The organism is Cetobacterium sp. (assembly GCF_051658645.1).
GTDB lineage: Bacteria > Fusobacteriota > Fusobacteriia > Fusobacteriales > Fusobacteriaceae > Cetobacterium_A.
In genome coordinates this window covers 13,150-36,966 of the sequence record NZ_JBOFMZ010000036.1, presented here as the reverse complement: position 1 = coordinate 36,966, position 23,817 = coordinate 13,150, and the positions used below count along the sequence as shown (strand labels likewise).

General features: G+C 27.7%; 17 protein-coding genes, 1 pseudogene and 1 riboswitch. Of the genes and pseudogenes, 11 read left to right on the top strand and 7 right to left on the bottom strand.

Going from position 1 to position 23,817, the window contains the following annotated elements:
* From ACRCZX_RS03630 to ACRCZX_RS03610, 5 genes and pseudogenes are all read left to right on the top strand, one after another.
* Nucleotides 1-136: pseudogene (locus ACRCZX_RS03630) on the top strand (TolC family protein); the annotation flags it as partial.
* Nucleotides 137-214: 78 nt separating this feature from the next.
* Nucleotides 215-1,279 carry an efflux RND transporter periplasmic adaptor subunit gene (locus tag ACRCZX_RS03625; protein WP_438581584.1) on the top strand — a complete coding sequence of 355 codons (1,065 nt, stop codon included), beginning with the start codon at nucleotides 215-217 and terminating at the stop codon, nucleotides 1,277-1,279.
* An 11-nt stretch (nucleotides 1,280-1,290) separates the two neighbouring features.
* On the top strand, nucleotides 1,291-4,311 hold the full coding sequence (locus ACRCZX_RS03620) for an efflux RND transporter permease subunit (RefSeq protein ID WP_438581583.1): 3,021 nt from the start codon (nucleotides 1,291-1,293) through the stop codon (nucleotides 4,309-4,311).
* A 32-nt stretch (nucleotides 4,312-4,343) separates the two neighbouring features.
* Nucleotides 4,344-5,282, top strand: coding sequence for a L,D-transpeptidase (locus ACRCZX_RS03615; protein ID WP_438581582.1), 939 nt, complete (start codon nucleotides 4,344-4,346; stop codon nucleotides 5,280-5,282).
* Nucleotides 5,283-5,395: 113 nt separating this feature from the next.
* Nucleotides 5,396-6,094, top strand: a complete 699-nt coding sequence (locus ACRCZX_RS03610; protein ID WP_438581581.1) for a murein L,D-transpeptidase catalytic domain family protein — start codon at nucleotides 5,396-5,398, stop codon at nucleotides 6,092-6,094.
* Between the two features lie 99 nt (nucleotides 6,095-6,193).
* Here the strand turns inward: ACRCZX_RS03610 and ACRCZX_RS03605 are convergent, their stop codons facing one another.
* From ACRCZX_RS03605 to ACRCZX_RS03580, 6 genes are all read right to left on the bottom strand, one after another.
* The gene (locus tag ACRCZX_RS03605) at nucleotides 6,194-7,537 is read right to left on the bottom strand and encodes an alanine/glycine:cation symporter family protein (RefSeq protein WP_438581580.1); all 1,344 of its coding nucleotides are present in this window, start codon (nucleotides 7,535-7,537) and stop codon (nucleotides 6,194-6,196) included.
* 270 nt (nucleotides 7,538-7,807) lie between these two features.
* A complete protein-coding gene (locus ACRCZX_RS03600; protein WP_438581579.1) occupies nucleotides 7,808-8,680 on the bottom strand; it encodes a mechanosensitive ion channel family protein in 873 nt (290 codons plus the stop codon).
* A 123-nt stretch (nucleotides 8,681-8,803) separates the two neighbouring features.
* Nucleotides 8,804-10,522, bottom strand: a complete 1,719-nt coding sequence (locus tag ACRCZX_RS03595; protein ID WP_438581578.1) for a phosphoenolpyruvate carboxykinase — start codon at nucleotides 10,520-10,522, stop codon at nucleotides 8,804-8,806.
* Nucleotides 10,523-10,562: 40 nt separating this feature from the next.
* Complete coding sequence (locus tag ACRCZX_RS03590) at nucleotides 10,563-11,792, bottom strand: pyridoxal phosphate-dependent aminotransferase (protein WP_438581577.1); 1,230 nt, start codon at nucleotides 11,790-11,792, stop codon at nucleotides 10,563-10,565.
* Nucleotides 11,793-11,950: 158 nt separating this feature from the next.
* Nucleotides 11,951-13,573: a hypothetical protein gene (locus ACRCZX_RS03585; protein WP_438581576.1), complete on the bottom strand. Its 1,623-nt coding sequence runs from the start codon at nucleotides 13,571-13,573 to the stop codon at nucleotides 11,951-11,953.
* Between the two features lie 77 nt (nucleotides 13,574-13,650).
* Nucleotides 13,651-14,673, bottom strand: coding sequence for a hypothetical protein (locus ACRCZX_RS03580; RefSeq protein WP_438581575.1), 1,023 nt, complete (start codon nucleotides 14,671-14,673; stop codon nucleotides 13,651-13,653).
* A gap of 109 nt (nucleotides 14,674-14,782) precedes the next feature.
* Nucleotides 14,783-14,883: riboswitch (purine riboswitch) on the top strand.
* Nucleotides 14,884-14,982: 99 nt separating this feature from the next.
* Between ACRCZX_RS03580 and ACRCZX_RS03575 the strand changes: the two genes are divergently transcribed.
* The 5 genes from ACRCZX_RS03575 to ACRCZX_RS03555 all read left to right on the top strand — a co-directional run bounded on the left by ACRCZX_RS03575 (nucleotide 14,983) and on the right by ACRCZX_RS03555 (nucleotide 20,357).
* Complete coding sequence (locus tag ACRCZX_RS03575; protein WP_438581574.1) at nucleotides 14,983-16,353, top strand: amidohydrolase; 1,371 nt, start codon at nucleotides 14,983-14,985, stop codon at nucleotides 16,351-16,353.
* 12 nt (nucleotides 16,354-16,365) lie between these two features.
* Nucleotides 16,366-17,670 (top strand): NCS2 family permease, encoded by a 1,305-nt coding sequence (locus tag ACRCZX_RS03570; RefSeq protein ID WP_438581573.1) that lies wholly within the window; start codon nucleotides 16,366-16,368, stop codon nucleotides 17,668-17,670.
* Between the two features lie 103 nt (nucleotides 17,671-17,773).
* Complete coding sequence (locus ACRCZX_RS03565) at nucleotides 17,774-18,334, top strand: manganese efflux pump MntP (protein ID WP_438581572.1); 561 nt, start codon at nucleotides 17,774-17,776, stop codon at nucleotides 18,332-18,334.
* 10 nt (nucleotides 18,335-18,344) lie between these two features.
* Nucleotides 18,345-19,316 (top strand): metallophosphoesterase, encoded by a 972-nt coding sequence (locus tag ACRCZX_RS03560; protein WP_438581571.1) that lies wholly within the window; start codon nucleotides 18,345-18,347, stop codon nucleotides 19,314-19,316.
* Nucleotides 19,317-19,421: 105 nt separating this feature from the next.
* Entirely contained in the window at nucleotides 19,422-20,357 is a 936-nt protein-coding gene (locus ACRCZX_RS03555) for an NAD(P)/FAD-dependent oxidoreductase (RefSeq protein WP_438581570.1), read from the top strand.
* Nucleotides 20,358-20,391: 34 nt separating this feature from the next.
* Here ACRCZX_RS03555 and ACRCZX_RS03550 read toward each other — a convergent pair whose 3' ends face one another.
* Nucleotides 20,392-22,404, bottom strand: coding sequence for a urocanate hydratase (locus ACRCZX_RS03550; protein WP_438581569.1), 2,013 nt, complete (start codon nucleotides 22,402-22,404; stop codon nucleotides 20,392-20,394).
* A gap of 202 nt (nucleotides 22,405-22,606) precedes the next feature.
* Between ACRCZX_RS03550 and ACRCZX_RS03545 the strand changes: the two genes are divergently transcribed.
* Nucleotides 22,607-23,809, top strand: a complete 1,203-nt coding sequence (locus tag ACRCZX_RS03545; RefSeq protein ID WP_438581568.1) for an aspartate kinase — start codon at nucleotides 22,607-22,609, stop codon at nucleotides 23,807-23,809.
* Nucleotides 23,810-23,817 lie beyond the last annotated feature (8 nt).

Sequence of the window (23,817 nt, the reverse complement as noted above, 5' to 3'; positions counted from 1 at the left end):
ATACAATGCTGGATTAATTTCAACTGTAGATTACCTATTATCAGAAAGCCAATATAGAGAAGCAGCAGTAGCTTATAACTCAGCAATATTAAATTATTATGTAGCGTTTGAAAAATATAGATCATCACTTATTTAATATAAAATTTAAAAGTGCAAACAAATAATATGTATGGTAAAATATTTTGTATACTAAATAATAATTGGAGGAAAGATTGTGTTAAAAAAGTTATTAATGTTATCAATGACAGCTTTATTATTATCTTGTGGTAGTAATAACTTAAAGCAAAAAACAAAGGATAGTCTAGGAAAAAATGTAAAAATATTACAGACTAATCCTGAAAAAATTATAAGATTAAATATTTCAAGTGGTGTAACAGAGCCTTTGAATGAGGTTAAGACCATAACAAAAACAGGCGGAACAGTAAAAAAGATAAATTTTAGAAATGGAGATAAAGTAAAAAAAGGAGAGATAATATTAGTTTTAGAAGACCAAGAAGTTAAATCGTCTTATTTAAAAGCTAAAGCGACATATATTTCAAACAAAGCCGATTTTGAAATAAAGAATAAAAGTTATGGTAAGTTTGAACAACTTTATGAAAAACAGCTTATATCTGAAGATGAGTATTTAACTAAAAAAACATCATACCTTACTTCAGATAGCAATGTGAAAAATTCAGAAGCCATTTATTTATCAGCTAAAAAAGATTATGAAGATTTAGTTGTCAAAGCAAAATTAAGTGGAATTATAACAGATTTAAATTTAAAGCTTTATGAAAAAGTTGCTATAAATAGTGAAGTGGTTACAGTAATAGATGATAGCAAAATACTTGTAAAAACAGGAGTATCAGTTCATGAAATAAGTGAATTATCAGTAGGAAATAAAGCTGAAATAGATTTAGAAGGAATAGAAAAGAATTACTTTGGAAATGTTTATGAAATAAATCCAGTGGCAAATAAAGATAATAAAAAATATCAAATAAAAATTGAAATAGATAATGAAGAAGGAAAAATAAAAAAAGGTATGTATTCAAAAGTTTCAGTAGAAACAGGATCAAAAGATGGTTATTTAGTTCCAAAAAGTGCAATTGTAATAAAAGATTTATATTCATATGTATTTGTAATAGAAAATGGAGAAGCTAGAAGAATTAAAATTGAAAGAGGTTATTCAAATGAAGAAAAACAAGAAATCTTGAGTTCTGAAATTTATCCTGATATGCAACTTGTTATAGAAGGACAATTTTTATTAGAAGACAGAGATAAAGTTAATATTTTAAATTAAGGAGGGCTCAAGTGAATATATCACAATTTTCAATAAAACGTCCTGTTGTAACTATGATGATAATAATATCAATGGTCATATTAGGAACATTAACTTTAGTTAACTTAAAAACACAACTTATGCCAAACTACAATATGCCAATGGCTGCAATTAGAGTAACTTGGAAAGGTGCATCTCCTGATGACATGGAAAAATTAGTTACTAAAGAAATAGAAAAAGGGTTAACAAGTGTTGAAGGAATAAAAAGAATCACTACAAAATCAACAATGGGAAAGTCATCTTTATCAGTTGAATTTGAATATGGAGTTATCATAGATAATAAAGTTAATGATTTAGTTACAGCTGTTAGTAGGGTAAGAAATAATTTACCTGATGATATAGATGAACCAGTAATTAAAAAAAGTTCTTCTGGTTCAGATAGAGTAATGCTTGTAGGACTTAGAGGAGAGGATTTAGTAAACTTAAAGAGTTTTGCAGATAATATCATAATTCCAAGGATCGAAAGAATAGAAGGAGTAGGTTCAGTAACGGTGTTTGGTGGTCTTGAAAAGCAGATTAGTATAAGTATAGATCCTGAAAAATTAGAGGCTTTTAATTTAAGTGTTATAGATTTATATAGTACTTTAAAAAGTGCTAGTTTAAATTTCCCATCAGGATATATAAGAGAAGGAGATAAAGAATATTTAGTAAAAGTATCAGGAGAAGCTAAAACATTAGAGGATATTCAAGATATTGTATTGAGTAACTCAAATGGAGAAACTTTATATTTAACAGATGTAGCAAAGATTGAATTAAATACTAAAGATAGAACTAGCTATGGAAGAACAGACGGTATTGAAAATATAATAATAAGCATAGAAAAAAGTGATGTTGGAAATACAGTTGAAATTTCAAAACTAGCAAAAGAAGAGTTGGAAAAAATAGAGCCTTTATTACCTAAAGGTGCAAGTTTTACAATAAATAGAGATACAGCAATTGATATAACGAAATCTATAAACACAGTAAAAAATAATGCTTTAACAGGATTGATTTTAGCGGGTATAATACTATTTATCTTTTTAAGAGATTGGAGAGCAACATTTGTAGTAACAGTTGCCATACCAGTTTCAATAATAGCGACATTTGGTTTTTTTGGAGCGAATGGAATGACATTAAATATAATATCTTTGATGGGATTATCTTTAGGAGTTGGAATGCTTGTAGATAACTCAATAGTTGTTTTAGATAATATATTTAGGCACTTAACAGAGTTAGGTCAAGATAGAATGGAAGCTTCAGAGAATGGAGCTACAGAAGTTATAATTCCAATATTAGCTTCAACAGCAACAACAATAGCTGTTTTTATTCCAATAGTAATAAGAGAAGGAAGAGCTAAAGAGATATATAAAGATATGGCATATTCAATAACGTTTTCATTATTAGCTTCTTTAATAATAGCAATAACATTTGTACCAATGATTTCAAGTAGAATTTTGAAATCAAAAACAACAATACATGAAGAAGGTAAAATATTAAAATTTATAAAAAAATATTATTCTAAAATATTAGAAAAATCATTAAAATATAAGGCACTAGTTCTTATAGGAGTTGTAATGTTGTTTATAGGTATAGTAGGTTATGGTTCTAAAAATATTGGTGGAGAATTTATGCCAACAACAGATGATGGTATTTACACTATAATAGCTGAGTTACCTAGTGGAATGGAGATAGAAAAATCAAATAGAATTGCTAAACAGTTAGAAGAAATTATAGGTAAGGATGAACAAACTAAAAAATATATTTCGTCAGTTTCAAATGAAGCTGTATCTCTCATAGTTGATATAGGACCAAAAAATGAAAGAAAGAAATCAGTTCAAATGATTATGGGTGAATCTAGAAAAAAATTAGCCCAAATTCCAGATGTAAAACTAAACTTAGTTCCAAGAATGGCTTTTGGAAAAGGTATTGGAAGAGATATATCTTTAATTTTAAAATCAGATGACTTAAATCAGTTGAATTATATTTCGAAATTAATTTCAGAAAAAATGATTGAAAATACAGGGTTTACAGATGTAAACAATTCAATGGTAAACGGAAATCCAGAGATAAAAATAATATTAGATAGAAAAAAGATGGAGTATTACGGAGTGAAAGTAAATGATTTAACATTGTCTGTAAGCTATCAAATATTAGGTGGAGCTCCAATAAAGATAAAAACAGGGAATGAAGAAGTAGATGTTAATTTAAGACTTGCAGAAGAATTTAGAAATTCTCCTGAAAAATTAAAAGAGATGAGAATAAAAACTCAAAATGGTAGTGTTGTTAAATTAAAAGATATTGCTAAGTTTGAAATTGAAGAAGGATCTTATGGAATTGATAAAGAAGATAAAATAACAATGGTAACATTAGATGCAAATATATCAAACGGGTTAGATTTAGTAACAGGGCAAAAATATTTAAAGGAAATTATAGATGAGATAGGACTTCCTAAAACAGTAACATACTCTTTTGGTGGAAATGGTCGAAATATGGCAGAAGTAAATGACCAACTTAAATTTGCATTTATGGTTGCAATGTTCTTAGTTTACTTTATATTAGCAGCTCAGTTTGAATCATATATATTACCACTGATAGTAATGGGAACAGTTCCACTTTCAATTATAGGTGTCTATAGTGGTCTTTTAATTACAGGACAGAAAACAAATACAATGGTATTTGTGGGTATAATTATGTTAGCAGGAATAGTTGTCAATAACGCTATCGTTTTAATTGATTATATAAAAATTCTTTTGGAGAGAGAAAATTCTTTAGAAAAAGCGATACTAGAAGCAGGAAAAACAAGATTAAGACCAATATTTATGACAACAATGACCACAGTATTTGGAATGATTCCACTTTCTTTAGGAATTGGTCAAGGAAGTGAAATGTATAAAGGTATGGCGATAGCAGTAATATTTGGATTAGTTTTCTCAACTTTATTAACACTAATATTTATACCGATTTTATTTTATTTATATGAAGTAGGAAAGAAGAGAATTTCTAAGTATATTTAACATATAATCTAAAAAAAATAGAGGAGTATGTTATGAAAAATAAGCTTAGATATTTAATATTTGGATTACTAGTATTTGTATCTTATGCAGTTTCTAATTCTGCTGTTATAGAAAAGGAACTCACGTATAAGAAATATACTCTAGGAGATACTTATAAATATGGTAAAGGAACTAGAAATTTTCAGTGGGAAAAGATTTCGAATAATTTAGATAGATTGGATAGCTTCCAATCTCAAAATCTAAGGTTTGGAAGTTTAAAAAACTATAAAAATATAAACGGAATACCACCTGTAGCAAGGCAAATTGCAATGCAAAAATATAGTAATGGAGCCCGACCGACAGTAAAAGATAAGTTTGGACATAGAAGAAACCAAGGAATTCCATTATACGCTTTAGGACAGATGGATAGACCAGATAGATATGCACCAGATGGATCCTTAGTTTCGATAATTTCTAGAGATCTAGAATACTATAAAGTTGTAGTTGAATCTATGGATGGTGAGTGGCTTATTCCTGTAAGGTATGTAAAAGAAATTGAAGCAAAGAGTTTTTCTAAAGTTATTGTTGTTGATAGAAAAAATCAAAATATAGCAACATTAGAAAAAGTTGGAGATATTTGGAAGGTGAGAAGTATGAATCCAGCATCGACAGGATTGGATAAACCACCATATGCCTTACCAACACCACTGGGTGTATTTGTAGTTCAAAGTAAAAAACAAAAAATGGAATATTTAAAAGATGGAAGTAAGACAGAAATAGATGGCTATGCACCTTATGCAACTCGATTTTCAGGTGGAGGATATATTCATGGAGTTCCAGTAAATCTTCCAAGAACGGAAATGATAGAGTATTCACCTACTTTGGGAACTACTCCTCGTTCACATATGTGTGTTAGAAATGCTACTTCTCATGCAAAATATATTTATAGTTGGGCAGAAACAAACAAAGGATTGATTATAGTAATAGAATAATTTTTTAAGAGTCAAGAATTTCTGAATTCTTGACTCTTTTTATGTTAAATGATATACTATAAACTATATATTATATATATTGTTAGGGAAAATTTTTAATAGTGGAGGTTTTTGTGTTAGGGAAAAAAAAATTAATGTTAGCTTTTATATTAGGTTCTATATCTATAACATCATTTGGTATTACATTAAAGAATCCTACAAAAACAATAAAAGACAAAATTGAAATGAGTACAAATTATACTGAAAAAAAATTATATAATGAAATTGGTTTGAATGGAAAATTAAATTATGATACATTTAAAACAGCTTTAAACGGTTATAAAAAAATAGATGGAAAAAAGAAGCAGTTATTAACAATAATTGATTATTCAAAGCCATCAACAGAAAAAAGATTTTTTGTAATTGATATAAAAAATAAAAAAATACTAGTTAACTCTTATGTAGCTCATGGAAAAAATAGTGGTGGGAATATAGCAACTTCTTTTTCAAATAAAGTAAGTTCAAATAAAAGTTCTTTAGGATTTTTCTTAACTGAGAATACATATATTGGAGGAAATGGTTATTCTCTTATTTTAAATGGTTTGGAGAGAGGTATAAATGATAAAGCAAAGGAAAGATATATTGTAATCCATGGAGCAGATTATGCAAATCCAAGAATAACAAAATCATTAGGGAGATTAGGAAGAAGTTTGGGATGCCCAGCACTTCCAAGAGAGATATCTAAAAAAACTATAGATATTATAAAAAATGGGTCAGTAATATTTGTGAATGGAAATGATTCAAACTATTTAGAAAAAAGTAATTATGCATAAAAATAAAGTTAAATATTTAAAAGCTGATTCTTGTATAATACAAGAGCCAGCTTTTTTTATAGATTTGTTTTTTAACTTATTCGTCCTGCAGGTTTCATTTTAAAATACTTTAACTGATTCTTTAATTTTTTCATAATCTTTTAGTGATTCAAAAGCAATTTTAGAAAGAGGAAATACACCTGATAAGTTTATAATTGTCATAAGAGCTAAACCAAAATCAGCAAGATTCCACATAAAGAGATTTTGTTGAATTCCACCAATAAAAATCATACTTAAAGCAAAAATTTTAAAAGCTATTTGTCCACTTTCTTTTTCAGTCAAAAATTTAATATTAACTTTTCCATAGAAACAAATTCCTAAAAGAGTAGAAAAACAGAATAAAAATAAAATAACTGCAACGAAGATTTCGCCAAAAATTGATCCAAGATGGTAGTTAAAAGATTTTTGTAGTAACTCCATTCCATTTAATCCTTCTAAAATAGAACTTTTAGTTAAAAGCACAACAAGAGCTGTTGCAGTGCAGATAACAAATGTATCAACAAAGACACCCAGACTTTGAATAAGACCTTGTTGAACAGGATGTGACACATCAGCACTAGCCGCAGCACATGGAGCACTACCAGTACCAGCTTCATTAGAAAACAAACCTCTTTTAACACCTTGCATTATAACTGCTCCAATTGTTCCACCGACACCTTGACGAATACCAAATGCTTCAGAAAATATTTGAGAAAAAACGTTTGGTAAAAGAGTGAAATTCTTTAAAATAATAAAGAATACAATACTAAGATATAAAATAGCCATAATAGGAACAATTTTATCTAAAACTTTAGCAGTTTTATCTGTTTTACCAAAAATAACAATACCAGCTAAAAGTGTTAATAGTACTGATATAGTGATTGGACTAATATTAAAAGCGACATTAAATGATTCTGTAACAGAGTTTGAAACGACTTGTAATACTCCAGCCCAGCAAATAATACCTGTTATAACAAAAGCTATTCCCCAAGATTTTTTATTTAATCCATTTTTTAAAAAGAAACAAGGTCCACCAAAAAATTGACCATCTTTATCTTTTTCTCTAAAAATTAAAGCTAATGTAGTTTCTACAAATGCTGTTGCAGCACCAAGAAAAGCAACAACCCACATCCAAAAGATAGCACCAGCTCCACCAATAGATATAGCACTAACAACTCCTGCTAAATTTCCTGCTCCAACTCTAGTTGCAGTACTAATACAAAAAGCTTGAAATGGTGATAAATTTTCGTCATTACCTTTAGACTTTGTTGTTAAAAGTTCAATCATATGTTTTAAAAAACGTAATTGAACAAAATTGGTTTTGAATGTAAAAAACATTCCTGAGAAAATAAGTAAAATAACCAGGATATTTTTACCCCAAAGAATTGAATTGAAAAAATTAATAATATTTTCTAAAATAAACATAAACATCCTCCTAAAATTTTATAATAAAAAAAGCCTGTGGATTTTCCACAGGCTGTAATTTAACAGTTCTATGCAACAAATCCATTATTACCATAAAAGCAATACAAAATGGATTCGTATTTGTTTGAAACAAAATACCAATCCTAAGCTCTATAATAATAATATGAATTTGTATTAAAACTTATATTTTGTTTCATAACTTTTCTCCTTTTAATTAATTTGAATTATTATAACATAAATGAAATAAAATACCAATCAAAAAGATATGTTTTATTTTTTGTATAAATTTTGATGCTTGATATGAAGATCCATTTGAGGAAATGGAATTATAATATTTACAGAATCTAAAGCAGGTTTTATATTTCTTAATATCTCAAAATATGTTTCCCAATAAAACGAGTTTTTTGTCCAAACTTTTAAAGCAACATCAATAGAACTACTATTATAAGTTTCAATATTGATAAAAGGACCTGGATTTTTTAATATGTTTTTATTATCTTTTATTAAATTATTTAAAACTTCAAAAACTAAGTTAATATCAGTTTCATAAGCTACTGAAACAATTATTTTCATTCTTCTATTTGGTGTTTTAGAATAGTTAGTAACTTGATTTGTAATAACGTTACCGTTTGGAATACTAACGAGATCACCACTAAATGTAGTAATTGTCGTAGAAAAAACATCAATAGAAGAGACAAGACCGTAATTTCCAGTAATTTCAACTTCATCATCAACAGAATAAGTTTTGAAAATAAGAATAATTAGCCCACCTACAAAATTAGATAAATTATCTTTTAAAGCTAAACCAACTCCAATTCCAATACTACCAAGAAAAGCAATTAATGAACTTTGCTGAAATCCCATAAGTAATAAAGAAATTATAAGAAGTATGGTAATTGAACCAGTATCAATTATTGAAGATAAAAAAGTTTTGAAAGATGAATCTATCGATTTAAAAGCATTTGTAGTATAATATTTAGAAAGAAATTTTTTCAAGATTTTTCTTCCAATCAAAAAGAAAACTAAAGCTATTGAAAATCTGAAAATGAAAATAATTAAACTATTTGTTAAATGAACCAAAAACTCTTCACTAGTAAAAGTATTTAAAACTTGTAATAAAAAACCTTCATAGTGTCGTTCCATAAAATCACTCCCATATTTACTTTTGTATAAGTTATAAATTATAATATTATTATACCTTATAACTTATACAAAAGTAAATTAACATTCTTAGAGCTCTAAAAATAGCTCTAAGAATATTATAGTTTACTTAATTAAAAGATCAAATAATTTTTTAGCAGCTTTTTCAGGACCAGTTTTTTCAAATCCTTCAAGACCTAAACAAGTTCTTATTTGTCCTACTAAAGTTTTATCATAGAACATCTTATCAAAATAAATATTGATTAAAGAGTCGGTTTCATCTTTTTTTTGCATAGGACCAAATGGATTTGCAAAATATGATGTAACTAATCCAATTTCACTAGTAGTTCCTTTTGCATTACGAGCACCTTGAATAAAAGTAGGTTTAGCAGTATTAGAGCTATCAAAGAATTCTAACTCTTCTCCTTCTTCGTAATTATTTGCATATAAGAACATATGTACAGGATATTTTTTTATAATATCAGCATGAGTAGATATAGGAATTATTATACGAGAGTTAATTTTATCGGGATTCATGAAAATACTTCTATCTATTTCTTTATAAGGATAACCAATATCTAAATCATCAAGTCTTATAAAAGCTCCAATCTCTGTTCCAGAAGCAGTAAGAGTATTATCGTCAAGTTTTAAAACTCCCATATCATCAAAAATTATTTTCATATCTTTAACATATGTTTCACTTATTTTTCTAAAAGCTTCTAAACTTTCAGATTTTCCAGCGCCACTATCTCCCATAATGATAACATTTTTTTCTAAACCGTTTTTAAATGTTAAATTTACCATTGCTCCATGTATAGGAAGGTATCCAGAATCAATCATTTTTATATTATGTAATGTTAAAATCATTTTTTTCATATAACCAAAATAGTCAATTCCTTCATTGAAATTAACATATCCAACCATTAATTTATTTTGTGAATCTTTATAAAACTCTGTTCTCATTTCTGAATGAAAATCCTTAACACCATACATATATATAATATCAGGCTTTTTATTTATATATTCTTCTTTTTTAGCTAATTCAAAAAGGTTGCTAAGTGTAACTCCTTGAGCCATAAAATTTATATCGAAATATACAAAAGCTAAAAGTTCTCCAACTTTAGCAGGAAAGCAAATCCAGTTATCTAAATTTAAAGTTAAATTTTCAATAGGATTTTCTTTATTTTCACAAAAAATTCCTTTTCTAGTGTTTTTGCCAGGATATGTTATAAATGGTGGTTGTAAAACAATAGACTCTATAAATGGAATTTTTTCTAAAAAAGAATATTCTTTTGGGCATTTCCAAGAAATATCATTTAGAATAAGACCAGCATTAACACCAGCATGTAACTGTCGATAAACTCTATGGTTTTCTCCAAGAATATTTTCTTCAACCAATCTATATGTTTTTAAAATTAAATTTGTAAAGCTATTCATTGAATCTATAAAGTTTATATTCTGTAATCCTAAGCTATTATTTTTATTACGTATAATTGCATATCTTTCATATTTTCTCCAATAAGAGTATAGGCCTTCGATAAACTCAAATAAAATATTTTCTTTATTTAAAAGTAAAGTTAAATTTGGATCAAGTTTCGAAACTTCTTTTTTATCTAATATAATTAAAAGTTTAAAAAGTCTAATTATAGTTTCACTTATATCTTCTTTACAATTAGACTTTAGAAATTGAAAAACAGATGTATTTTTGTTTTCAATAGAGTGGATATACTTTGAAATAACTTTTTTAAAAGATAAACTTGAAAGTAAGTTTTCAGATGTATCACAATATTTTGTTGAAAAATTTAAAATTGCACTATTTCTACCTATAAAAATCTCTTGCTTCATAAAATCCTCCTAAGTTATATTTCTGATTTTTTATTATTATTTATGAAATAACATTTTTTATTTTTTGAGCGAGTCCATAGATTTTATATTTTGGGATACTACAGATAGCTAATCTAATAGCTCCAGGAAGAATGATAGCAAATATATTTTCAAAATTCAATCTTTCTTCAATCTCTTTATTAGAGTATTTGTGAAATGGAATTGTTATAAAAAACCCACTTTTGTAGGGTAATATTTCTAAATTAACATCAATTGATTCTCTCAAGAAAATATCAGTTCTATTTTTAAGCATATCTTTCATATTATTCTGTTCTACTAAAAGTTGTGAATATTTTTTTTGATTTAAAATTATATTACTAAATAAGATCATTCCACCTTTTGGTATATTTGACCAAATACTTCTACAAGTATGAAGGCTTGCATCAGAAAAATTTTCTATAGTTTCTTTAGATGGTGAAATAGCTACTTGAGCACCAACTCTTAAACCATAAGAGCAAAGAGATTTTGACATACTAAATGTAATCACAACTAGAAGATTATTTGGGATATCATTATAAAGCTGAGTGAAATTGTTTTTTTCATTGTTGAAATCCATATATGCAATATCGTTGATTAATATTATATTGCATAAAGAACAGGCTTCTTTCAAAATATTCATAACTTCTTTTAGTTCAGATAAAGTTAAAGTATAGCCTGTAGGGTTATGACAAGGATTGTTCAAAACAATAATTAAATTTCTTTGTATTTTTGCGAGCTTTATGACAGATTTTTTAAAATTAATTAAATCAAACTCACCTTTTTCATTAAATAAAGAATAGGTTTCATATTCGCCACCAACTTCTTTACTCATAATTTTGTAAGAACTCCACATATAGTTAGGAAGAAGAATTGATTCACCAGGATTTACATAGTTTTTGAAAGTGTTGAATAAAGCTCCACTACCTCCAGGAGTAGCAATAACTTCTAAGAAATTATTTTCTAAATTTTGTTTATAATTTTTTCCAAATAAATATTCTTTAACAGCTTGAACAAAGAGATCTTCTCCGCCAATATTTGAAGCATAATTAAAAATATCTTTATCAGAAATGTTTCTATATTCACTGTCAACAATATTTAAAGTGTGCATCTCTTCATTATCATTATAAAAAATTCCGAGAGTTCCATTAATAACTTTTTCTTGCCCATATTTATCAGAAGCTAATTTCGCATTTTTTGCGATTTGGAATCCATTATCAAATACTTTTTTATTTATAGAGTGTTCAGCTAACATAAAAATCACCTCATAGTTTTATTTTCAATTTAATTTTAAATCAAAAAAAGATATAAGTCAAGAAAAATATAACTTTTATTTTCAAAAATAATACAAATGGAAAATAATTTCCATTTGTATTTAAAAAATAAAGGAAGAGATTCCTCTTCCTTTATTTTTTAAAACTCTTCTAATCTTCTTTCATACATATATTGTGCGAAAGTTATATCATAAACTTGTAACATCTCTAAGTAATCTTCAAGTAATCTTTTTACAAGAAGAGGAACTTCATCTATTGGAATAATAAGATTTGGAATTTCAAAAGCTAGAGATTGTACAGATTCAGTTAATATACCACCCATATAAACTTGCATACAGTCTGTAATAACATCATTAATTCTCTTTTTTAATCCGATGAAACCTAAAGGAGCAACAGGAATTCCAGCACAAGAACTTGGGCATCCAGATATTCTTATATTTTTAGCTTCTTTAAAGATTATTTTTTTGTATTGTGGATATTTATTAGCTAAAGAATCTAATTCAACAGCAATAGCATCAGCAATAGAAACAGAATCTTGAACACCAATCATACAAATTTTAGATCCAACACAAGCTCTAATTTGTCCTCTAATAGATAAAGATTCTGTTACAACTTCTGGAATTTCATTACTTAAAAATTCATAGATATGTGGTAAAGCAGAAATATGAACTAAAGGTATCACTAAGTTTTGGTTAATTGTAGCTCTAACTATAGGAGCATTTATCTCTTCTAAAAGATCAGAAAGTTTTTTAGCATTTTCTTTTGTTAAATCACCATTTTTAACATAAAGAACTAAAGAAATAATATCTTTAAATTTTGTTTCTTTTACACAAATATCTTTCCATTCTTGGAAATTTTTTGTATCAACTTTAGAATTAAATTTAGATAATTTAGCAATAGTTTTAGCATAATCAATATTTTCAATAAAACCATTCTCAAGAGTTTCTTTATTAAAGTAGTCTGTGAAGAGCTTTTTAAATCCTTCAGCACCAATTTTTTCAACTAAGAATCTCAATCTAGCTTGCATTCTATTAACTCTATCTCCACGATCATGGAAAAGTTCAATCATAGCTTTAACAGCTTTAAGTAAATCTTCTTCAGGAAGGAATTCTATTAAAATATGTCCTATTTTACTTCCTCTACCCATTCCACCACCTGAAAACACTTTAAATCCTCTTTTTCCATTTAATTCTTTTGCAACAAATCCCATATCTTGTATAGCCATAACAAATTCATCTTCGGCGTTATTAGAGAAACCTATTTTTAATTTTCTTCCAAAATCAAATGCTTTATCCATTAGGAAAACTTCATTTTCAATCATTTGAGCATAAGGAGTAACATCAAAGTTACTTTTTTTATCTACACCAGTGTATGTTGAAACTAAAATACTTCTAAAAGTATTTCCACCACCACCTCTAAAGTACATTTTTTTATTGTTACAAAGGTCAATAGTTGTCTTAACATTATCAAATTCAACTTCATGTAATTGATAGTTTTGTCTTGTAGAAAGATGCATGTAAGGGATATTCTGTTCAAACATAATATCAACTAAGTCTTTAAAGTTTTCATTAGAAAGTTCTCCTCCGACAGCTTTTAATCTTAGCATCATCTTTTTACCTTTTTGCTCATAGATTCCAAACTTAGAACCTTTTTTCTTTAAATCTGGAGATTTAATAACATTATTAGAATAATCAGTAATACCAGTTTCGAGTTCTAGGTACTGTTTTTCAATTTCATATAATTTTTTTTCAATTCGTTCCATTTTACAACTCCTTTATTCAAACATATTCGTTTTTAGTATTTTACAACTTTTCGAACAAATATTCAACTTTTTTTTGTTTAAAATATTAAACTCTCTAAATCATGCTGAATAATATTCGAAAATTTTTCTTGAAGCATATTTTTTATAATATTTCTTTCATCATCATAAAAAGTAGAATCATCATATTTTCTAACTTTAAGAATATAATTTTCACTAAAATCAAAATACTTAGTATTATATTTTTTATTTGAAGAATAAATTTTATAAACTCCAGTCACAGTAACTCTTTTTTTTGTAATAAATATTTTATTTTTATCATTAGTTTCATCTATAGTTTCAAGAGTTCTAACATAAATATCTGAAAAATTAAAATCAATAAAATAATTTTGAGAATTAGAAAAAATAAAATCTGAAAATCCTTTAAAAATAATATAATTACCTAGATTTCGATTTATGTTATTATCAGCAGCATATAACAAAGAATTTTGAAGAATAAAATTAAGTTTAGAGAATCCTTTGAAAGATGAAGATACGTATAGATTGATAGTAACATCTCTCTCTAAATTTGAAATAGAGCTGTTTATAAGGTAGCTGTGAGTATATTTTTTTAAAGTTTTATAAAAATTAATTTTTTGAATTTTTTGAATTCTATTAATGTATATTTTTTCATCTTTTAAAATAAAATCTTCGAAAATTTTTGTTATTTTTATTTTTGATGAATTAAAGTCATTATAATTAATGTTGATAGTTGAAAATTTAGAGTGAATATTTTTAAATTCTTCAACTGTTAAAAGATAAAGGTTTAAATACTCAAGATCATTTTTTGAAAAATAAGTTTGCTTAATAAGATTATTTTTCTTTTCAGAAATTTCAAAGTATTGTTTCTGATACTGGGAAATACCAATTAAAGAATCAGGTGATAGATTTAAACCAGCAATTAAATTCAAGGTACCAGCTGCTGTTAATCCATTTATAGAATAAGTTTTAATAGAGTTTTCGATTTTATTATTTCCAATCGAACTCAGAATAGCACTACAGCCTGTAAAAGTAAAAATAATAAAAATAAATAAGATACTTTTTATAAAGTTGAATTTTTTCATAAGCACTCTCCTTTTATGATTATATATACTAATTATATCATAGAATTACTTCGAAAAAATTAGATATATATTTCACAATATCATTGAATTATAGTTATGAATATGATATAATTACAAAAAAAGTTTTACTCATATATTTTGGAAATACGGTCCAAAAGTTTCTACGTCCCAACCATAAATAGGGATGCTATGGGTAGATGTTATACTAAAAATCTCTTATTAGATATATTTTAAGAGTTCTTTAAGTGTAAGCTCTATCCTAAAAGATTAGAGTTTACACTTTTTTTATTATTTTATTGGAGGAATTTTATGAAACAAATATTATTAAAAAATGCATATATAGTTTCTATGAATACAAGAAGAGAAATTTACAACAATGGTTCAATTTTGATTGAAAACGATAAAATAAAAGCAATAGGAAAGATAGAAGAGAAGAGTTTATCTGTAAATGCAGAAATAATTGACTTAAAAGGAAAAATTATTTTACCAGGATTTATAAATACACATGTACATTTGTCACAGCAGTTAGGTAGAGGAATAGCTGATGATGTTGATTTATTAACATGGTTAAGAGAGAGAGTTTGGCCGTATGAAAGTAGCTTCGATTATGAAAGTTCTTTGATTTCTTCAACTGCTTGCTGCGTTGAAATGATAAAATCTGGGATAACAACTTTTTTAGAGTCAGGAGGCCAATATGTAGAAGCAATGGTAGAAGCAGTTAGTAAAACAGGATTAAGAGCTTCACTTTCTAAATCAGTTATGGATGTGGGAGAAGGATTACCAAAAAGTTGGATAAAAACTGCGGATGAAGAGATAGAAAAACAAATAGAACTCTATAATAAATTTAATAATACCTCAGAAGGAAGAGTTAAAATTTGGTTTGCATTAAGAACTATTTTTAATAATTCAGATAACTTAATTTTAAAAACTAAACAAATAGCGGATGAATTAAATACAGGAATTCATATGCATATAGCAGAAATAGCAGCTGAAAATGAATATGTAAAAAGTAATAAAGGAAATTCAACTGTTGAACATCTCCATAATTTAGGCGTGTTAGGACCAAATCTATTAGCAGTTCATACAGTTTGGTTAACAGATAAAGAGATTGATTTGTTTAAATTATATGATGTTAAAGTATCACATAATCCAGCAGCTGCAATGAAAGTGGTGTTAGGATTTGCAAGAATTCCAGAGATGTTAGAAAAAGGTTTAAGTGTATCAATAGGAACAGATGGAGCTCCATCAAATAATAGAATGGATATGATGAGAGAGATGTATTTAACTTCTTTGATTCACAAAGGAAGAACTTTAAATCCAAAAGCAGTACCAGCAGAGCAAGTATTAGAAATGGCAACAGTTAATGGAGCAAGATGTGCTATGTTAGAAAATGAAATAGGAAGTTTAGAAGTTGGAAAAAAAGCGGACTTAATAGTTTTAAATCAGAATACATTACATTCCTTACCATTACACGATCCAATAGCAAATATAGTTTATACAATGACTAGTGAAAATGTAGAATCAACTATGTGTAATGGAAAGTGGCTAATGAAAAATAGAGAAATTTTAGTATTGAATGAAGCTGAATTGATAGAAAAAGTAAAAATAAAAGCAGAAGAAATAAGAGTAAAAGCAAAAATAGAGTTACCAAATAGATTTCCAATAATAAACATAATATAGTGGAGGATTACAGTGAATGCAACAAGTAATAAATTAAATAGATTTTTTAAAATAGAAGAGAGAGGAAGTTCTATTAAAATAGAAATTATAGGTGGGATTACAACTTTCTTAACTATGGCATATATAATATTTGTAAATCCAGCTATTCTTTCTGCAACAGGAATGGATAAAGGAGCACTAATAACTGTAACATGCTTGGCAACAGCAATAGGAACAGGAATTGCTGCTTTATGGGCAAATGCACCGTTTGCTTTAGCACCAGGAATGGGGTTGAATGCATTCTTTACTTATACTTTAGTTTTAGGACAAGGAGTTTCTTGGGAAGATGCATTAGGAGTTGTATTTATATCAGGGTTATTTTTCTTTATTATGACTTTAGGAGGAATTAGAGAAAAGATAGCAAATGCAATACCAAGTGTTATATCAACATCAGCTACATCTGGAATTGGATTGTTTATAGCATTTATAGGATTGAAAAATATGGGGGTTATAGTAGCTAATCCAGCTACTTTTGTAGGAATAGGTGAGTTTCCTTTAGCAACAGTTTTAGGATTATTAGGTCTTATAATAATGGCGGTATGCGAAATAAAAAAAATAAAAGGTGGAATATTATTAAGTATAGCAATAACAACAATTATAGGAATGTTCTTTGGAATAGTTGAGCTACCAACATCAATAATCTCAATGCCGCCATCAATAAGTCCTATATTCATGAAACTTAATATTTTAGGAGCTTTAAAAATTTCATTGATAGGTTCTATATTCTCATTTATGTTTATAGATTTATTTGATTCATTAGGATTTATGATGGCATGCTACAAAAATATGGGATTGCCTCAAGGTAAAGATGGAGAAGCAGGTTTAAAGAAAATGCTTCAAGTAGATGTCACTTCAACTATAATAGGAGCAGTTCTTGGAACAAGTACGGTGACATCTCTTGCAGAATCTGCTGCAGGAATAGCAGCAGGAGCAAGAACAGGTTTGGCTTCATTGGTAACAAGTGTACTATGTTTGCTGGCATTATTATTTACACCTTTAGTTGCAATTGTTCCAGGTTATGCATCAGCACCAGCATTAGTATTAGTAGGTGTATTTATGTTTAAATCTATTGGGAATATAGATTTTAAAGATATGAAAATAGCTATACCAGCTTTTATAACAATAGTTATGATGCCTTTAAGTTATAGTATAAGTATAGGACTAAGTTTTGGATTTGTAGCTTATATTATAACTCATGTAGCGGCAGGAGAAATAAAAAAGATAAATTTATCTCTTTGGTTTATAGGAATATTATCAGTTTTAAATTTAATAGCATAAATTTAAAGAGAAAGAAAACTTTCTCTTTTTTTTTGTTAAAGCAATTGAGAAAAATAAAAATAAAATGTATAATATAAATATAAAAAATCAAAGGAGAAGAAATATGGATATGTTGTCACTAATACTAATATCAATAGGATTGGCTATGGATGCATTTGCAGTTTCCTTGACAGAAGGTCTTGCAATGAAAAGGTTAAAAAAGCGAAACATTTTGAAAATTGCGTTAGTTTTTGGAGGATTTCAAGCATTAATGCCGTATATAGGATGGAGAATAGGAGGTGTTTTTGCTAATAAAATATCTCAATACGATTATATAATAACAACGATATTATTACTGTTAGTAGGCGGAAAAATGATTTACGATGGATGGCAAGAGCAAGAGTGTGAAACAGAAGGAAAATGTAATATGATGTCAAATTTACTTTTGTTAGGATTTGCTACAAGTATAGATGCGTTAGCAATCGGTTTTTCATTTTCGTTAGTAAAAGATTTAGATATATACTACTCAATAGAAATAATAGGAGTAATAACTTTTTTAATTGCTTCAATAGGAGTTTACTTGGGTCATAAAGTTGGACATTTAATAAGTTATAAAACAGAGTACTTAGGAGGAGGGATTTTAGTTTTAATGGGATTAAAATCATTCATAGGTCACTTTATTTAAGGAGAAAATTATGGAACGATTGTTTTTTTTAAATTTTATATTTTTATTAGCAATTTTACCAGTTCTATACATAAGACGTAGTTATTTTCGAAGAAATATTTTTTTAGGTAGATTTTTAGGAAATTATATTTTTATAACACATTATATATTTTTTTTATTGATTTTATTAGGAGTTGTAAATTATTTTTATAGTTTAAGCAATTTAAAAATGATTATAATAACCTTTATAGTTTTACCAATATTTTTTCTTTATGCATATAAAAATTTTTTAGTGGCTAGAGTTGTAAAAAATATGATTATATTGAAACAGAATAAAAATAAAAAAAAAATAAGAATAGCATTTATATCAGACGTACATCTCTCAGCTTTAACAAATAAAGAAAATTTGGAAAAATCTTTAGAAAAGCTATCCGAAGAATTTCCAGATATTATTTTAATTGGAGGAGATTTAATAGATTTTAGTTATAAAGATATAAAATCTAATTTTAAAGAGAGTTTTAGAAGGATAACTCCTAAATATGGAATTTATGCTGTTTTAGGAAATCATGAATATCATGGTGAAATTGAACGGAATATAGAATATATTAAAAGTTTAGGAATTGTTATTTTGAGAGATGAGATATTAGAAGTTGAAGGTTTAAATATAATTGGAAGAGACGATATAACTAATAAAAAAAGAAAAAAATTAGCATATTTAACAAAAAAAATAAATCAAGATCGACCAACAATTGTTTTAGACCATAATCCAAATTCAATAATAGAATCTATAATCAATAATATAGATTTAGAACTTTGTGGTCATACTCATAGAGGTCAGTTTTTTCCATATAATTTAATTGTAAAAAAAATGTATAAAAATTATCATGGTTACAAAAAATTTGGAGACACACATACAATCGTCAGTGCAGGGTTTAGTTCATGGTTAATACCATATAGAGTCAACAGTACAAGTGAAATAAATATAATAGATTTGTATTATTAAAACATATAGTTTAAAAAGCTATATGTTTTTTTAAAATAAAATTGACTCACAGGTCGAAAAGTGTTATAAATTATATAAGAGATAATTTATAAAGGATGTGTAAAAATGGAGAAAAATAAAAAAAATATGTATGATGTAATAATAGTTGGTGGAGGACCAGCAGGAGCAAGTGCAGCTGTTTATGCAGCAAGTCGTGGATATAAAGCTATTATTTTAGAAAAAAATGAAATTGGAGGAACAATAGGTAAAGTATCATCAGTAACACATTATTTATCTGTAGATAAAGATGAAACAGGAAAATCTTTTAAAGAAAAGTTAGAAAATCAACTAGCAGTTTATGGAGTAGAAATTTTTAAAGAGGAAGTTCTAGGATTTTGTACTGAAAATTCATTCAAAAAAGTAATGGTGAAATCTGGAGAAGTATATTATGCAAAATCTATAATCTTAGCAAATGGAACAACACAAAAAGAATTAAATATTCCAGGTGAAAAAGAATTGGTAGGAAAGGGTATCTGTTTTAATCCTTCAAAAGAGGGGCGTAATTATGTTGGGAAAGATATTTTTGTAATAGGGGGAGCTGATGGTGCAATAAAAGAAGCTATCTATCTTGCTCAATTTGCTAAAAGTTTATCAATAATACATTTTGAAGAAAAATTAGGAACAATACCAGAATTTAAAAATAAATTAGAAAAATTAGATAATATAAAATTATATCTTCAGTCAAGATTAACAAAAATTGATGGTAAAGACTATATACAAAAACTAGAAATAACTGATGTGAAAACAAAATCAGTTAAAATTATAGAAGCTGAAGGAGCTGCAATATTCAGATATATTGGTGCAACTCCTAATACAGAAGGATATCAGAGTTTAGAATTAGAGGGTGGTTTTATAAAAGTTGATACTAAAATGAAAACAAATATTGAAGGAGTATTTGCAGCTGGAGATATTTGTAGTAAAGATATAAGACAAGTTGCAACAGCAGTTTATGATGGAACAGTTGCTGGGATAAATGTTTCTAATTATTTAAAAACAATATAAAAAAATGGTCTAGCAAATTTTGCTAGACCATTTTTTAAATAAATTTTTCAAATAGTTTTTCATCAACAATATATGGTAATGTTATATGGTCAGTTTTAGAATTAACTTTATTAAATTCAATAACAGTTTCGATAGAGTGAGGATTTCTTGCCCAAGCTCTTCTGGCAACTCCACCCATAACATCCCATGGCATAGCTTCAGATAGTATATCATCAACTCTTTTACTACCATCAAGAACCATTCCAAAGCCACCATTTATAGATTTACCAATTCCAACTCCACCACCATTGTGTAAAGCTACCATAGTCATTCCTCTAGCTGCATTTCCAGCAAAACATTGAGTAGCCATGTCAGCCATGATATTACTACCATCTTTTATATTAGAAGTTTCTCTAAATGGAGAATCAGTACCAGAAACGTCATGATGATCACGACCTAACATAATAGGACCAACTTCTCCTGTTCGAACCATTTCATTAAATTTTAATGCAATCTTAGTACGACTCATGGCATCTTGATAGAAAATTCTTGCTTCAGTTCCAACAACAAGTTCATTTTCATTAGCATTTTTAATCCAAAGATAGTTATCTCTATCTTGATATCTACGATTAGGATCAACTAAACTTAAAGCAGCAGCATCTGTTTTTAAAAGGTCTTTTTTTTCTCCAGATAAACAAACCCATCTGAAAGGTCCATATCCATAATCGAAAAGTTCTGGTCCTAAAATATCTTCAACATATGATGGGAAAATAAAGCCTCCTTTGTCATCTCGGCCGTTTTTAGAAATCTCTTTAATACCTATATCATATATACACTTTAAAAAACTATTACCATAATCAAAGAAATAGACTCCTTTATTTGTTAAATTTTTGATAAAATAGTAGTGTTTTTCTAGAGTTTCATCAACAAGTTTATTAAAAGTTACTCTATCTTCTGCCAATAAACGAGTTCTTTCATTGAATGTTATTCCAACAGGACAGTAACCACCATCATAAACAGCATGACAAGAAGTTTGATCAGATAATAGATCTATATGGACATTATTTTCATCAGCGTATTGAAGTAAATCGACAATATTTCCTAAATATGCTATTGCATATGGGGTTTTAGAGTCTGTTTTTTCTTTAGCTAATTTAAAAGCTTCTTCTGGAGTAGAAACAAATTTATTAATCCACCCTTGTTCTAGTCTAGTTTTTATTCGTGAAAAATCAACTTCAGCTATAATACAAACTCCTTTAGCAATAATTGCAGCTTTACCTTGAGCTCCACTCATACCGCCAAGTCCTGATGTAACAAAAAGTTTTCCACTTAAGTCTCCATCAGCAGGAACACCACAGAAAAGTCTACCAGCATTTAAAATTGTAGAATAAGTACCATGAACAATTCCTTGAGGTCCAATGTACATCCAGCCTCCAGCAGTCATTTGTCCATAGTTAGCAACTCCAAGAGCAGCAGCACGAGCCCAGTTATCATAATCATCAAAAGCTCCAATCATAAGACTATTTGTAATAATAACTCTTGGTGCTGAAGGATGAGACTTGAAAAGCCCAGTTGGATGACCAGATGCCATAACCAAAGTTTGATTCATAGTCATGCTCTCTAAATATTTTTTTATTAATCTATACTGCATCCAGTTTTGACATACTTGACCTGTTTCTCCATAAGTAACTAGTTCATAAGGATAAAGAGCAATATCAAAATCTAAATTATTATCTATCATAACTTGAATAGCCTTTGCATCAGTGCAATTACCATTGTACTCAAAAATTGGTTTGCCATAAATATTTCCTGTTGGTCTAAATCGATAACCATAAATTCGACCGTGTGTATTTAGTTCTTCTAAAAATTCAGGTAAAAGCATCTCGTGAAATTCTTCTGGAATGTATCGCAATGCATTTTTAAGAGCTAATACAACTTCATCTTTTTCTAAATGAACAACTCTTTTAGGGGCTCTTCTAATTTTAGGGTCAAACTTAAAAGGTTCTAAAGGTATATCATGAGCACTTAATTTAATTGTCATAGCATTAAAAATTTCTTTATTTAACATAAACCCCTCCAATAAAAAAATGTTTGTATTCATTTATTACCTTATAAATATATAAAAATCAAATATTTTTTTATGAAAAAATGTGACTAGAAAATTTTGACATTTGAAAAAAAATATGATACCCTGCTTTAAATTAATATTTTTGATAAAGGTAGTTTTTTTTAATTACTTTTTCTATTCTAATATCATCGGAGGTACAGGAATGAGAGTGGTAAAAAAATTTGGTGGGAGTTCAGTTTCAACAATAGAAAAAATAAAAAGTATTGCAAACAATATAGCTCAAAATTATAAAGAGGGTGATGAGATTGTAATTGTAGTTTCAGCAATGGGAAAAACAACAGATTCATTAATAAAGTTAGCTAAAGAGATATCAGAAACACCAGATATAAGAGAGCTAGACTCTTTGTTATCTACTGGTGAGCAACAAACAACTGCACTTTTAAGTATTGCTTTAAAAGAGCGAGGGCTAAAAGCAGTTTCATTAACAGGTGCTCAAGCAGGAATTAGAACAGGCGGTATTCATACTAAAAACAAAATAGAAAGTATTAAAATCGAAAGAATAGAGAAGAGTTTAAAAGATGGAACAATAGTTGTAGTAGCAGGATTCCAAGGTATAAATGAAGATGGAGATATAACGACTCTTGGAAGAGGTGGCTCAGATACAAGTGCAGTAGCTTTAGCAGCAGCATTGAAATGTGAATGTGAAATTTATACAGATGTAATAGGGATATTTGGAGTAGATCCTAGAGTTTATAAAAATGCAAAAAAACTTGATAAAATTTCATATGAGGAGATGATGGAAATGGCAAATTTAGGTGCTGGTGTAATGGAAACAAGAGCGGTTGAGATTGGGAAAAAATATGGTGTGAAAATATATGTAGGAGAAACTTTAGGAGTTGAAACAGGTACATACATTTGTGATGAATCTGAGATAACAGAAAAGAAAGATGTAACTGGAATATCAATAAATAAAAATGTTATAATGGTTAATCTAGAAAATTTTGTAGGTGGACCTAGAAGTATAGCCACAATTTTTAATAAATTAGCTCAAAATAGTGTCAATGTAGATATGATCTCTCAAAATGAAGTTTTAAGTTCAAAAGGAAGTATAGGTTTTACTTCTCCTTTGACAGATGAAGAGTTTTTAAATAAATCATTAGAAGATATAAAAAAAGAGATTCCAGATATAAAAATAACAAAGAAAACAGGAGTTATGAAAATATCTTTAGTTGGTATTGGAATGATAAGCAACTTTGGAGTTGCTGCAAAAGTATTTGATGTTTTATCTTATATAAATGAAGAGTTTTATCAGTGTACAACATCTGAAATTTCGATATCATTAATTATAAAAGAGGATAAAGGAATGAAAGTGGTAGAAAGATTAGCGGAAGTATTTTCAATATAATGGAGGGG